Consider the following 12724-nt stretch of genomic DNA (forward strand, 5'->3'; position numbering starts at 1 on the left):
TTCAATTTCCGATTCAAATTTTAAAGTTCATTTTAATGATTCCTGCTTCAATTGCTGTCGTAAAGAGAATCACGACCATCGGGCCGATGAAGAATCCGAGGACTCCGAACAGCTTCAGGCCGATAAACATTCCGATCAATGTGGGAAGAGGGGATAAGCCGATTTGGGCTCCCATCACTTTTGGTTCCACAGTTCTTCTGATGATCAGAAGCGCCGCAGCTAATATTGCCAGCTTTGTTCCCATTGCAACGTCGCCGCTTACATACTCATAAAGCGACCAAGGTGCGAGAATGATAATCGAACCCAGAATAGGAATAACATCGATGATCCAAATGATGATTGCCATGACGACTGCGTATTTCGGAACAATTAACAGCAGCCCAACGAACGCTACGGCTAAAATGATGAAACTTACAAGCAATTGCGCTTTCATGAATCCAATAACTGTTGCATTCAGTTTTGTGGTCATGTACCGTACCTTTTCAGCTGTCCGGTCCGTTAATAAATTGAACGCACTTTGTTTTAACTGAGGAAGCTCGAGCATAAACAAGAACAAGGCGATTAAGAAGACGATGAAACTCACGAGGAAATTCGGAATTTCAGAAGCGAGTGCAATAATCTTTTCATAGCTCAACAATTCAAGAAGGGAAGTTTTGAAGGAAGTGAGCGCAGCAGTCAATTGTTCTTGTGTGGCTTTGACGATATCTGAAGGCATTCCAGAAGTATATTTAAATACTTTTTCCTGCATATCAATCCATACACCAGATAACGAGTTTAAATAGTCTGGCGCATCCTTTGTAAATTGAATAATCTTGCCGATTAAAGAAGTTACGGAATAATAGATACCTACCGAAACAAGTAAAACGACAAAGATAAATACGGAAATAACGGATAGCTTCCGCTTCCACTTGAACTTACGCTCTACTAATTTGACCAGCGGATCAATGATCAGTGCTGTCAGCAGGGCTAAAATTAGCGGTATTGATACCGGGAGTATAAAGAATAGAGCAGCAGCTGCAATAAGAGCAGTCACTAAGATTAAGAATGTTCGTTTTGTTAACCATTTCGACACCCGGCATTCCTCCAAATTGTGTATTGTTTCTATTATAGCCAAAATAAATGAAAATGGATATTAAAAACCGGAGAATAGAATATTCTCCGGCAGACAATCATTTTTTTAAGTTGAAAGCTTGTAAATCTTTCACAAGACCTGTTAATGTCTTTTTACAATCATTGACAACGAATGGTGGATAAAATTCATCATCTCCGTACTCAACACCGTGAGGATAATAGTGTTTTCCAAGTTGTGGAGTGATGAATTCAATCACTGCTTCATTCTTTCCAACATCACCATTTGGTGTTAACCCGTAGACACGCAGATAGAACACGCCTTCGCTAACCGTGTACTTTTTGTCGAACGTGACACGTTCGTAGTCCCATTGTCCCGCAAGAACTAAATCATATCTTTTAGCAATTTCTTCAAGATCAGTTAGGCTGACAGCCAGCTCTTCAATACCTGTGTTTACAAAATCCATTGATTAGCTTCCTCCTTAAGTAGACAGACAATCGATTGCTATTCGTTTATAATCATAGAACAAAAGGAAGTCGGTTGCAATGGCAACATTGTGTCTGGAGCCGGATTTGGGGAACGGGTTAGAAATGGGTGACTTATTCATCTGATGTTGATTACAATAGAGGCAGAGAATTATATGCAGGTGGATTGGATGAGGGGTGGGAAATAATGAAACGATTAATAAATCGATTATGGAAAGTACTTGTATTATTCTTACTTATCCTTTTAGGATTTTACTTTTGGGACGATGGATTTAAGGAAAACGAGCCTTTGGAGTCGCCTGTCCAGCCTGGAACTGCGATTAGCGGGGGCGAGACCTTTGAACAGCAAGGGATCAGCAATGCAAAACGTCCTGAAAAAGGAATATCGACGATAGTTGGCCAAACTTCAAAAGAATTGATTGCCCAATTTGGAGAACCGGATCGAAAAGATCTTTCGGTATTTGGCTTTGAATGGTGGATATATAACGCGAATCCTATGATGATGGCCGGGGTTGCAGAGGGTACAGTAAATCAAATCTACAGTGCGGATCTGGATGCAGATGTCTATCCGTATGTTAATGGACAAAGCAGTGAGGATATCTATCGAAGTACCATCATTGAATCGGAATTGGAAGTAGTTGTTGGAGAAAACCAATATACATTTGTCCTAAATGGGGCTGACATCAAAAACAAGATGCTGATTCAATCAGAAGGCCTGTTCACACAACTATATATTGATGAAAAAGGTGAAGAATTGGAAGGTGTCCGGTTCATTGATCCGGTGACACTCGTCATGCAGCAGCCCTATGACCTTTTCTACAAGGGAGAGCTTGTGGAAGTGAAGAAGCCTTCATCTGAAGATCAGATGGCTGTAGATCGGGCACTGGAACGTCAAATTTTAGACATCACCAATGTTTATCGGACGAATCATGATGTAGGCAAGTTGAAACGGGACTACCAGCTTCAACTGGTTGCACGCGAACATAGTAAAGAAATGGCGTTGCAAAATTATTTTTCCCAAGATTCACCGACGTCTGGCACACTTGCCAATCGTTTGAAACTTGCTGGAATCGATGTTAAAAAAGCAGGAGAAAATATTGCGTTGAACTATACAGATGCGATTGAAGCAGTTCATGGATGGTTAAATTCTCCTGCACACCAAGAAGTTTTGCTGGATAAAAACTTCACTCATATTGGTACTGGTGTTTATGGAAACTATTATACGCAAAATTTAATTCAGGAAGTCGAAAGACCAGCGCGTCAATAAAACAACTATAAAGAGTGCGGAACAATCCACGTCCCGTCTTCAGCTGCAGCAATTCCTCTAACACAGAGAGGGATTGCTGTTTTTTTTGCATGAAGAGCTGCGCGTTTTTGTATGACAGGTCTTTCGCAGTCAAGTAAAGGAATGAACTCATCGATCGTCAGTGAATCAAATTTTTTTGCTTCTGCATGAATATGGGGATCAGCAGACATTACACCTGGCACGTCTTTGAAAAATTCGACATGGGCGGCATTTAAGCTGCTGCCCAGGGCGATGGCAGTCAAATCACTGCCGCCACGACCCAGTGTCATGTAATCACCGGCTGCATTCATTCCTTGAAATCCCGGTATGATTAAACACTTGTGATCTTGTAAGGTCCGTTTGATATGGCTTGTCTCGATTGTCTCGATTGTTGCGTTACCAAAGGAACCAATCGTTCTGATACCTGAATTCATACTGTGCATGACCCTGTTAGGGATCCCAGCTTCCTCCAATTCAGCACTAAGTACTGCAGAAGCAATCAGTTCTCCGCATGAAGCAGCCAGGTCCCATGAAGCTGAAGAGAATTTCAATGACGGTGTTATCGAGAGCAGCCGATCTGTGGAATACGGACTCTCCTGACGTCCGATTGCAGAAACGACAACAATAACTTCATCATGTGATTTCAAACCTTCTTGAATCCGGTGAATACATAAACGGCGCATTTCACGATTTCTCATCGCAGCGCCACCAAACTTTTGGATGATCATCTCGTCTCCCAACTTTCTTCGTGACATTTACCCGATGCTTTTCATACTCTGTGGTAGGTTCACTCTTACTATATTCCCTCGCAGGAAAAACGTTCGGGAAGGAGATGCTGATTTGCATCTGATTGAATTATTAAAGGATTGGCCGTGCACAATCCGTGGGAACTGGCGTGACGTTACGATTGACTCCGTTACAGAGCACCCGAACCGTCTTAAGAAAAATTGCTTATTTATCGCTAGAAAAGGGGCACATCATGATGGAATCGAGTCGATTGAAGAGGCCCTTGATAAAGGAGCGGCTGCGATTGTGATCGACCGCTCTGTCTCAGAGAGTACTTTGTCAAAATGGAGTCATCGAGGGGCTGCCGTTGTGACTGTTCCCGACTGTAAAAAGTTCTTATCGTTCAGCAGTGCGCAATTATCAGGATTTCCCTCTGAAGAGCTGACGGTAATTGCGGTGACAGGTACGAATGGAAAAACTACAGTGACGCATTTTATCGGTCAGCTGCTTTCACAATTTGGTATAAAGACCGCAGTGGTGGGGACGACAGGTTGTTATATAGACGGGGAGAAAGTGGATGAAGAAATCCCTTCCCTGACAACACCGACTGCTGAATATCTGCACCCATTGTTAAGAAGATGCATAGATCGGGGAGTGACTCACGTTGCAATAGAGGCTTCTTCGCTCGGATTGGAAATGGAAAGGCTTGCTCATTGCCGTGTGTCAGTCGGGGTTTTCTTAAATATTGGAACTGATCATTTCGAAGAGCATGGCGGACGTGAAAACTATATTAAGGCAAAGAAAAAGCTGTGTTCGTTGTCAGAGCGAATTGTTGTGAATTGTGAAGACACCGAGTGTATGGGGATTGTAAAAGATATAGAACTGCCGATACACTTGTTTGGCAGAAACGTGGCGGGAGGCTGTATGCCTTCTGAGAAGTTAATCGGTTCGCTGCCCCCAGGCGAACATAATCGGTTGAATGCGATGGCTGCTGCATCTGTTGTCAAATTGCTTGGGTTTCCTGAAATAGAAATTTTCAGTGCGTTTCGTCTGTTAACCCTTCCCGAAGGCCGCATGCAGCTTGTAGAGCATGAAGGCAGAAGGGTTTTTATCGATTATGCTCATACACCTGACGCTTTATCAGCCGCATTGCAGGCTGTAACAAGTTTGAATCCTAGAAAACTCATATGTGTATTTGGATGCGGGGGAGATCGAGATAAGGAAAAGCGGCCGGTCATGGGAGAAATTGCGGAAAGTTACTGTGATACGATCGTGCTCACATCTGATAATCCTCGCAGTGAACACCCATTGGCAATCGTTCAGCACATCTTAACAGGCACCAAAAATCCAGCATCGATATCTGTGATTATGGACAGGAAAAGTGCCATCCATCAAGCGATATCAGCTAGTAAACCAGATGATATTGTTCTTATCGCTGGAAAAGGCCACGAAACGTCACAAATCATTGGCACTCATGAAGTTAGAATGTCTGATCTTGCAGAGGCGATGATAGCCCTTAATCAGTTGGAAACGTTTTTAGAATGAAGAAGTAATGCGTACACTCCCTCTATTTGGTATAATGAAGAAGAATGGAGGGAAATCACTTATGATGATGACCGACGAATGGCTTGCCATCATCGAGCAAACAGACGAATTGGCAGATATGATTTTATCATCCGATGTATTAGTTGAGTACCGCTCCGCTCATCAAGCAGTATACGGTGATCCGGATTTAGTGAAAAAAATCCGAAACTTCTCTGATATGAAGGATCGTTATGAAGAGGTGCAGCGATTCGGAAGATACCATCCGGATTATAGTATAGTAATGAAATCGATCCGACTCGATAAACGGGCGTTAGATATGAATGAGAAGGTTGCAGCGTTAAGACTTGCGGAGAACGATGTCCAATATATGCTGGATGAAATAAGTGCAGGGATTGCGCATTCTGTATCTGAATCGGTAAAGTTACCGACGGATAACACGTTTGTAACGGATTCTTCTTGCGGAGGCAGCTGCGGAACTGGCGGCGGCTGTTCGTGCTCAGCATAATTTAAATAGAATAATAAAAGCGGATGGCTCTTCAGCCATCCGCTTTTAGTGTTCCAGTAACATATCCAGTTGTACCATTGTTGATTTTGGAGAATCTGTTATAAATCCTGAAATACCGGAACTCACTAGTTTGATAACGTCATCGGCTGCATAATTTTCCGCATACACAGTGATGTTGAGCTTATTTAGAAATTGTATGAATCCCTCACTTGCAGGCTGAAATGGCCCAATCTTACCGGCTAAAACAAAAAGATCCGTACGAGGGTGATAAAGGTGGCCGAAACGACTTGTATAAGCAGCATACGCTTGCTTCAGTTCGGTTATACCTGCTCCTGCTGCAGCCATATGCTGTGTATACAAGTTGAAACGATCTACTTGTTCGTCATATTGACTGAGGACAGCGACTTGTTCTTGTGCCCCGCATTCTTCTAGCAGTTTCCATAACTTCGAGGGCATCAAACTGCCTTCGTATGTATCGGGAGAATCAGCTATACGAATGATGAAAAGCAAATGCGGATATTGGATAATCATATCTTTCAGTAGGCAATGGGAGGATTCAGGATGCTCATTGTTTACAAGAATGATTTCTTCATGGACTGTCAATCTAACATCCACCGCAAATCCGTGAACGCCAAGGGAAGCGGCTTCAGCGGCTAGCTGCTCACTATTTGCAGTGTCGGTTAGTTGTTGAATAACAACCGGTCCTTCAAATTGAAGCGCTTTTTTTCCAGGTCTCGCGTTTGGACGGATTATTGCTTTTGAAGCGGCCCAGGCAGCTGCGCCTGCTGCACCCACTGAAAGGGCAACTTTAGTTTTTCTTCCCATGTCTAATTCCTCCTTGTTTTGCAACTGGTAAGTTCATTATAAGACAAATTGGACAAACTGTCAGTAAAGTCTGGTTGCGGCTTTTTTCAAACCTATGGTATTGTTAGGGGAAGAAAAGAGGGATACTATTGGTTGATCGTCAAGGAGTTATCATTTATCTCCACCACTTGAAACAGGCGAAATCGTTCCGTAAATACGGACACGTTCACTATATATCACGACGCATGAAATACGTTGTCCTCTATTGCAGTCAAGACGATGTCGAGGACGTTATTCGTAAAGTCGAGAAGCTCTCGTCAGTGAAGAAAGCAATTCCTTCTTACAGACCGTTTGTGAGCACAGAATACGAAAATGCACGCCCTGACAAAGCCAAGGAATACGATTACAAAACAGGTTTGTAAGGTCAGTCTAGAGGCGGCAGCAAGTGATTAAGCCGTAAAACGCCAGTTACGTATTGGAAAAATAATTTGGTTTCCGGGAACTCAGAAGAATGTTTAAGTTCAACAGGAACAGGCTTGCTGCCAACAGAAGCAGCGGCTTCTTCAAACACGAGCTGACGTTTAGAAACGTTCCCTTCTTTTGAAGGAATCCCTTCGCGGCAAATATAGATTGGGTAAAAGCCTCCTTCACCAGCGGGCGAGAACGATGCTGCTAAAGAAATGGATGGTTTCCCGTCTTTCGTTGCGGCTTTAAATAAGAAAGTTCTTTCAAGTCTGTCTGCGTTCGTTGTTATTAGTTCACATAGTTCATAAATATCCGAGTACCCTTCACCGAGTTCGATGAATCGCTGCTGTCGCATATGGGATGCACACACCTTTCAAAAAGTATCTTTCCCATCATAGCACGCTGCGGGATTCTTTGCAGATCGGCTGCCGGGGGAATCATAAAGGAGTTACCACATGAGAGTGATCGCCGGAACAAGAAGGGGAATCCCTTTAAAATCAATTACAGGCACAGATACCAGACCCACATCAGACAAAGTAAAAGAAGCATTGTTCAGTAAAATCGGACCGTTTTTTAACGGAGGTGTTGCAGTGGAGTTGTTTGGCGGAAGTGGCTCGTTAACTTTGGAAGCGCTCTCGCGCGGGTCGGATAGCGCCTGGATTTTCGAGAAAAATCCTAAAGCATGCGCGGTCATTAAGTCCAATGCAGAGAAATGCAAATTTACGGAGGAACTTCATATCATTCGAGGTGATGCGAGGTCGGCGGCTGCAAAACTTGCCAAAGAAGGCGTTAAAGCCGATCTATTATTTTTAGATCCCCCTTATGCAAAAGAAGAGTTTTACAATCTCGCTTCTCAGTTTGCTGATGAAGGCCTGCTGGCAAAACATGCAATTATTGTATGCGAGCACGAAAAGCAACTGACACTTCCGTCTGCCTATGGTCCATATGAGTCTGTTGGAACTACGGTATACGGTGGCAGCGCGATTACAATTTATAAGAAATGAGGGTCTATCATGTCTAAAGTGGCTGTAGTGCCAGGAAGTTTTGATCCGTTGACGAATGGGCATCTTGATATCATTAAGCGTGCTGTAAAGATTTTCGACGAGGTCCACGTAGTGGTGATGAATAATTCATCAAAAAATCCGCTTTTCACCGTTGACGAACGCCAGCAGTTAATTGCTCAGGCGACTGCTGAGTATCCTTCAGTGAAAATTGATTCGTCTTCCGGGTTGCTCATTGACTATGCGAAAAGCATTAATGCAGCGGCAATTGTAAGAGGACTGCGTGCGGTATCGGATTTTGAGTATGAGATGCAAATCACATCGATGAACCGCTTTTTAGATGAAGACATTGAGACATTCTTCGTCATGACGAAAAATCAGTATTCTTTCCTCAGTTCCAGCATTGTGAAAGAAGTGGCAAAGTACGGCGGAGATGTCTCGGCACTTGTACCGGAGACAGTCAATCGGGCATTGAAGAAAGTGTATACATAATCTCAAAACAATGGGACGGCAGTTTAGTTGCCTTCCCATTGTTTTTTGCTTTCTTTAAGATCTTCATAAAAGCATATAAAGAAACACTGGAACTGCCAGCACACTCCAGATGCGGCCGATAACGTAAGGTTTAAGCGACAGCTCGGCTGAGCGTGCAATCACGAAAACCTGCATGTGAATACTTAAGCCATTGATGGAAAGAATGGCTGCAATCAAGTAAGGGAAAATTGCAGATCCGTAAAAATGCTGCGTGGCTGATTGAACTCCTGATGTCATTTCAAAGAGTGCCAGCACTGCTGTTTTTACAATCCCCATTTCGACCGATGCAGCGGCTTGAATGACAGTCGTCAGCACGCTGCCAAGCGAAGAAAAAAATACGACAGTTGTAGCGACTAATATGATGATGGAAGAGCTTTCTTTAAAAGCATCCAGTAATGGAGCTGAACTTGGCGGCGGTAACGGTAAATTACCGATCACTTCATGCTGCGAACGTTTAGATGCCATTAACAGAAGAACGAATAAGAAAAAAAGAATATTAGCGACGTGAATCGCAATGAGCAGCTTCCATCCTGCCATTGAATTGCCGAATAGCTCCAATCCTACATATCCGACGATGAACATTGGACCGGGTGCGTGACAAGCTGCAAGAAGCAGGCTGCTTTCATAAGCGGAAAGTTGTCCGTTCCGCTTCATTTCACTCACCGTAACTGCGCCAACGGGAAACCCTCCAAAAGATCCAAGTGTGTAAGCCTTCAGGTAGCGCATCCACGCAGGAGAAGAATTTTTGGAAGCGGGTAATTTTAAGAGCCATTGGGTTAGAATGATGTAAGGAAGTAAATAGGGAAGCAAGGCTTGCACAAACAATTTCACACCTGTCTCTGCTCCATCATGAGCAATTCCAGGCTGTAAAATGAATAACGCAATGAGCGCCCAAATCATAATGACGTTGATCATGCTTCTCTTGCAAGTGCAGACAGCTTTGTATTCACTCTTGCGGCTCCTTTCTCTATTGTGTGAGAAGCTCAAACAAAAAACATTGTGCCGCCCATTTTTCAGATGGTACACTTAACCATATGTAAATTAGGTACAGGCTATTAATGGAGGTGCAGAAAAATTACATTTAAACGAATTGGGATAACAGCAATGCTTACGGTTTTAATTGCTTTGTTTATGCTTTATCCCCTAGATAGCTACGTGTCCCAACCTGGCGGCGCCTATGAATTGTCACCGCTTGTCAAAGTGGAACAAGGTGATGAAGATGACGCTGGAACGTTTAGCCTTATGACCATTTCTGTTGGGAAAGCAACACCTGCAACTTATTTTTGGTCCAAGATTTCAGACAAAATGAAGCTGCTTCCAGCGAACAAAGTAAGACGTCATGGCGAGAGTGACCAGGAGTACAATGTGCGCCAGCTGCGCTTGATGAGCGACTCACAATTCAATGCGATTGCGGTTGCTTTTGAAAGAGCCGGTAAACCGGTAGAAATCGATTTTGCCGGTATTTACATTCAACAGGTTGTAGAGGGCAGTGCATCAGACGGGAAACTGCAAGCAGGGGATCGGGTTATCGGAGTTGATGGGAAACCGTTGCTGGAGCCGGACCAGTTTGCTGCGTACATTGCTGACCAGCGAAAAGGCGATACAATCCAAGTGGAAGCGGAACGGGATAAAAAGAAATTTAAGACGGATATTACGTTGAAAGAAATACCTGAAGCAAAAGGGAAGGTGGGTCTTGGAATTCAGTTTTTAGAAGACCGCACCTTGAAAACCATACCAAAAGTTAACTTCAATACATCCGAAATCGGAGGTCCATCTGCTGGATTGATGTTTACACTGGAAATCATGAATCAGCTTAAACCTGAGGATATTTCAAAAGGCTATACAGTCGCAGGGACAGGAGAAATGCTGCCAGGCGGTACTGTCGGCCGTATCGGAGGCATTGACTTTAAAGTCATGGCTGCCGATCGTGATGGAATGGAAATTTTCTTTGCACCTGACGATGAATTACCTGAAGAAGTGAAAGCTGCGAACCCAGGCATAATGAGTAACTATGAAGAGGCCGCGGAAACCGCAAAAAAAATAGGCACGAAAATGAAAATCGTACCCGTTAAAACGGTGGATGATACCCTTGCCTATTTAAATAAGTTAAAACCGAAAAAGTGAGTCAGTCTTTACGGATTGGAGGAATTCGATAATCCAATCCTAATGATGGATGAATTGGATTGATTCCGAATGCATATAAATCCGAAACAGAAGACGAGAAGTCTGCAGATGCACTATTAAAATTGGCGAGCCGGCTTACTACAGGCAATTTCATATTCTCTTTCATTTCTTTCAAGTAGCTTTGACCTGCACGTGTCATTCCGAGCAGACGCAGATGGTCGGGAGCAGGCATGGATGCCCGATGGCTGTATGTGAAGCCGGTGTAGATGTGAGTGAGCATGCGCTGGATGCGTGTCCATGTATAGCGCTTAGACTTTACAATAGCCATGAATTGCTGGAATGTCTCAGCTTGTCTGGCTGCTTTGTATAAAAGATTTTCGATGCCTTCTGTAACATCTGCAATAGCGGCAAGGTGTTCGGGTCCGCTGCGAAGAATTTGGAATCTAAGAAGCGGATAGAAAACATCCCAGCTGCCAAAAGAGGTACGCTCAATAATCCAATTGTTTAAGGAATTATAAACAGAATTAGGGACAAACTGCTGGATAGGCTCTGTGCTCTCAGTTTCAAAAAACTCTTTTCGGATTCCCGTTGCACTGGCAATCGGAGTGCCATGTTTCACATCATCATGGTACCCCGCTCCCAGACGCGGGAGAGTGGCTGGTTTCATAGAAGAGCCTATGTTTGCAGCGGCTTCCATATAGTGAAAACCAAGTATGTTGTTCGGTAATGATAAATCTACTGTTTCTTGTTCGTTTGCAGTGGAACGAATAAGCGCGGAGTATGCACGGTTTAACGCTTTAGGGTAACTTATCCCTTCTTGAATATACTTACGGATAAGTTCGTCATACTGTGTTTGAACCGAGGCGATCCGGCTTAGTGTAGTCGTGAATGGAACGATAGACCCGTTCTCGCTCCCGAAACAATAACTGGAACAGCCAGCAGCATCTAAAAGCTGGATAGCACCCGATGCAAACGAAGAAGCATTTGAGGTTGCGCGCTCATAAGGCAATTCGAAAACGAGGTCTACTCCGTTTTCAAGCGCCATTTCAGTGCGTGTCCATTTGTCGACCAATGCAGGTTCACCGCGTTGAAGAAAGTTACCGCTCATGACAGCGATGACTAAATCAGATTCAGTTTGAGCTTTTGCAGAGGCAGCATGGTACAAGTGGCCGTTATGGAAAGGATTATATTCTACGACGATGCCGACAGCTTTCATGGAAAATCACTCCTGTTTGAAGTTTTTCTTTCGTTTAGTATAATGAACTAAGCGATTAAGTGACAAGAAAATATCTTGACATCTTTTTTTATCCGCTATATAATCAAAAGTGTTGTCTTGAGGTGATAGGCATGAAATGGTCAATTCATCAATTGCGTAAGTTCAGGCAGGGAGCAATGCCGCTTGACGAAGTGGTTGATTTAGGATCTGTAAGGGAAAGAAACCCGGAAATCCGGGCGATTTCACCTGTTCAGTTAACAGGAAGTTGTACAGTTGGTTCTAAAAAGATCTCGTTTCACTTCCATTTGGAAGGTTCGTTGACCTTGCCATGTGCCCGCACATGGGAAGATGTTCATTTTCCGTTCTCGATTGAGTCGGACGAACAGTACAGTTGGGATGAAGACGTATTAGCGCAAGACGATGAAATCCATCCGATTACGGGGGACGTCGTCGATCCAATGCCGATCTTTGAAGAGCTCATTCTTCTGGAAGTACCGTTGCAGGTTTACTGTGACGATGCGGATACCATGACGGAAGCCTCCGGCACGGGTTGGTCCTACGCGACTGACGAAGAGTATAATCTCCAATTGACAGAAGAACAGGATAAGAAAACGGATCCTAGACTTGCAGGCTTAGCAAGATTTTTTGAATCCGATAACGACTAGTCGAAATAAAGGAGGTGCCCTCTAATGGCAGTACCAAAGAGAAGAACATCTAAAACCAAAAAGAATATGCGCCGTACACATTACAAGTTACAAGTACCTGGTATGACAACTTGTGAAAACTGTGGTGAAATGAAATTGGCACACCGCATCTGTAAGTCATGCGGTCAATACAAAGGGAAAGTCGTTGTAGGCGAATAAGCAAGATTCTGCCGCAACTCCCTGATAGCTATTGCTATCTAAAGACTACCGTGAGACCATGGGTCACGGTAGTCTTTTTTTGTACATAAAAATCTAGGAGGCTGT

16 protein-coding genes are annotated in these 12724 nt (G+C 43.6%); 9 read left to right on the forward strand and 7 right to left on the reverse strand.

The window, feature by feature from the left end; genetic code table 11:
• Nucleotides 1-13: 13 nt before the first annotated feature.
• The gene (gene ytvI, locus PGH26_RS04360; RefSeq protein ID WP_323692800.1) at nucleotides 14-1072 is read right to left on the reverse strand and encodes a sporulation integral membrane protein YtvI; all 1059 of its coding nucleotides are present in this window, start codon (nucleotides 1070-1072) and stop codon (nucleotides 14-16) included.
• Between the two features lie 97 nt (nucleotides 1073-1169).
• Nucleotides 1170-1535: a YugN family protein gene (locus PGH26_RS04365; protein WP_323692801.1), complete on the reverse strand. Its 366-nt coding sequence runs from the start codon at nucleotides 1533-1535 to the stop codon at nucleotides 1170-1172.
• Between the two features lie 206 nt (nucleotides 1536-1741).
• Here PGH26_RS04365 and PGH26_RS04370 point away from each other — a divergent pair, with 206 nt between their 5' ends.
• On the forward strand, nucleotides 1742-2821 hold the full coding sequence (locus PGH26_RS04370) for a CAP domain-containing protein (protein ID WP_323692802.1): 1080 nt from the start codon (nucleotides 1742-1744) through the stop codon (nucleotides 2819-2821).
• A 5-nt stretch (nucleotides 2822-2826) separates the two neighbouring features.
• Here PGH26_RS04370 and PGH26_RS04375 read toward each other — a convergent pair whose 3' ends face one another.
• Nucleotides 2827-3594, reverse strand: a complete 768-nt coding sequence (locus PGH26_RS04375; RefSeq protein WP_323692803.1) for an amino acid kinase family protein — start codon at nucleotides 3592-3594, stop codon at nucleotides 2827-2829.
• 85 nt (nucleotides 3595-3679) lie between these two features.
• Here PGH26_RS04375 and PGH26_RS04380 point away from each other — a divergent pair, with 85 nt between their 5' ends.
• Together PGH26_RS04380 and PGH26_RS04385 are read left to right on the forward strand one after the other, a co-directional pair.
• Nucleotides 3680-5110, forward strand: coding sequence for a Mur ligase family protein (locus PGH26_RS04380; RefSeq protein WP_323692804.1), 1431 nt, complete (start codon nucleotides 3680-3682; stop codon nucleotides 5108-5110).
• Between the two features lie 61 nt (nucleotides 5111-5171).
• Complete coding sequence (locus PGH26_RS04385; protein WP_323692805.1) at nucleotides 5172-5615, forward strand: YlbF/YmcA family competence regulator; 444 nt, start codon at nucleotides 5172-5174, stop codon at nucleotides 5613-5615.
• 45 nt (nucleotides 5616-5660) lie between these two features.
• Here the strand turns inward: PGH26_RS04385 and PGH26_RS04390 are convergent, their stop codons facing one another.
• Nucleotides 5661-6440 (reverse strand): PI-PLC domain-containing protein, encoded by a 780-nt coding sequence (locus PGH26_RS04390; RefSeq protein WP_323692806.1) that lies wholly within the window; start codon nucleotides 6438-6440, stop codon nucleotides 5661-5663.
• A gap of 128 nt (nucleotides 6441-6568) precedes the next feature.
• On the opposite strand from PGH26_RS04390, the gene PGH26_RS04395 reads away from it, so the two are divergent.
• Complete coding sequence (locus PGH26_RS04395) at nucleotides 6569-6841, forward strand: YlbG family protein (RefSeq protein WP_323692807.1); 273 nt, start codon at nucleotides 6569-6571, stop codon at nucleotides 6839-6841.
• A 2-nt stretch (nucleotides 6842-6843) separates the two neighbouring features.
• Here the strand turns inward: PGH26_RS04395 and PGH26_RS04400 are convergent, their stop codons facing one another.
• Nucleotides 6844-7239 carry a DUF7147 family protein gene (locus PGH26_RS04400; RefSeq protein WP_323692808.1) on the reverse strand — a complete coding sequence of 132 codons (396 nt, stop codon included), beginning with the start codon at nucleotides 7237-7239 and terminating at the stop codon, nucleotides 6844-6846.
• Between the two features lie 100 nt (nucleotides 7240-7339).
• On the opposite strand from PGH26_RS04400, the gene rsmD reads away from it, so the two are divergent.
• Nucleotides 7340-7888, forward strand: coding sequence for a 16S rRNA (guanine(966)-N(2))-methyltransferase RsmD (gene rsmD / locus PGH26_RS04405; protein ID WP_323692809.1), 549 nt, complete (start codon nucleotides 7340-7342; stop codon nucleotides 7886-7888).
• A gap of 9 nt (nucleotides 7889-7897) precedes the next feature.
• Nucleotides 7898-8377, forward strand: a complete 480-nt coding sequence (gene coaD / locus PGH26_RS04410; protein ID WP_323692810.1) for a pantetheine-phosphate adenylyltransferase — start codon at nucleotides 7898-7900, stop codon at nucleotides 8375-8377.
• Between the two features lie 63 nt (nucleotides 8378-8440).
• Here coaD and PGH26_RS04415 read toward each other — a convergent pair whose 3' ends face one another.
• Complete coding sequence (locus tag PGH26_RS04415) at nucleotides 8441-9331, reverse strand: hypothetical protein (protein ID WP_323692811.1); 891 nt, start codon at nucleotides 9329-9331, stop codon at nucleotides 8441-8443.
• A 174-nt stretch (nucleotides 9332-9505) separates the two neighbouring features.
• On the opposite strand from PGH26_RS04415, the gene PGH26_RS04420 reads away from it, so the two are divergent.
• Nucleotides 9506-10540 (forward strand): SepM family pheromone-processing serine protease, encoded by a 1035-nt coding sequence (locus PGH26_RS04420; RefSeq protein WP_323693463.1) that lies wholly within the window; start codon nucleotides 9506-9508, stop codon nucleotides 10538-10540.
• A 1-nt stretch (nucleotide 10541) separates the two neighbouring features.
• Here the strand turns inward: PGH26_RS04420 and PGH26_RS04425 are convergent, their stop codons facing one another.
• Nucleotides 10542-11756: a nucleotidyltransferase gene (locus PGH26_RS04425; RefSeq protein ID WP_323692812.1), complete on the reverse strand. Its 1215-nt coding sequence runs from the start codon at nucleotides 11754-11756 to the stop codon at nucleotides 10542-10544.
• A 131-nt stretch (nucleotides 11757-11887) separates the two neighbouring features.
• Here PGH26_RS04425 and PGH26_RS04430 point away from each other — a divergent pair, with 131 nt between their 5' ends.
• Nucleotides 11888-12421: a YceD family protein gene (locus tag PGH26_RS04430; protein WP_323692813.1), complete on the forward strand. Its 534-nt coding sequence runs from the start codon at nucleotides 11888-11890 to the stop codon at nucleotides 12419-12421.
• A 24-nt stretch (nucleotides 12422-12445) separates the two neighbouring features.
• The gene (rpmF, locus tag PGH26_RS04435) at nucleotides 12446-12619 is read left to right on the forward strand and encodes a 50S ribosomal protein L32 (protein WP_025785164.1); all 174 of its coding nucleotides are present in this window, start codon (nucleotides 12446-12448) and stop codon (nucleotides 12617-12619) included.
• Nucleotides 12620-12724 lie beyond the last annotated feature (105 nt).

Source organism: Sporosarcina jeotgali (genome assembly GCF_033304595.1).
GTDB classification, from domain to species: domain Bacteria; phylum Bacillota; class Bacilli; order Bacillales_A; family Planococcaceae; genus Sporosarcina; species Sporosarcina jeotgali.

Coding starts and splice junctions, on each gene's coding strand:
- PGH26_RS04430 (WP_323692813.1), top strand. CDS start 11,888: ATGAAATGGTCAATTCATCAATTGCGTAAGTTCAGGCAGGGAGCAATG.
- PGH26_RS04400 (WP_323692808.1), bottom strand. CDS start 7,239: ATGCGACAGCAGCGATTCATCGAACTCGGTGAAGGGTACTCGGATATT.
- PGH26_RS04385 (WP_323692805.1), top strand. CDS start 5,172: ATGATGATGACCGACGAATGGCTTGCCATCATCGAGCAAACAGACGAA.
- PGH26_RS04390 (WP_323692806.1), bottom strand. CDS start 6,440: ATGGGAAGAAAAACTAAAGTTGCCCTTTCAGTGGGTGCAGCAGGCGCA.
- PGH26_RS04365 (WP_323692801.1), bottom strand. CDS start 1,535: ATGGATTTTGTAAACACAGGTATTGAAGAGCTGGCTGTCAGCCTAACT.
- rsmD (WP_323692809.1), top strand. CDS start 7,340: ATGAGAGTGATCGCCGGAACAAGAAGGGGAATCCCTTTAAAATCAATT.
- PGH26_RS04370 (WP_323692802.1), top strand. CDS start 1,742: ATGAAACGATTAATAAATCGATTATGGAAAGTACTTGTATTATTCTTA.
- PGH26_RS04425 (WP_323692812.1), bottom strand. CDS start 11,756: ATGAAAGCTGTCGGCATCGTCGTAGAATATAATCCTTTCCATAACGGC.
- PGH26_RS04375 (WP_323692803.1), bottom strand. CDS start 3,594: ATGTCACGAAGAAAGTTGGGAGACGAGATGATCATCCAAAAGTTTGGT.
- rpmF (WP_025785164.1), top strand. CDS start 12,446: ATGGCAGTACCAAAGAGAAGAACATCTAAAACCAAAAAGAATATGCGC.
- coaD (WP_323692810.1), top strand. CDS start 7,898: ATGTCTAAAGTGGCTGTAGTGCCAGGAAGTTTTGATCCGTTGACGAAT.
- PGH26_RS04415 (WP_323692811.1), bottom strand. CDS start 9,331: ATGATCAACGTCATTATGATTTGGGCGCTCATTGCGTTATTCATTTTA.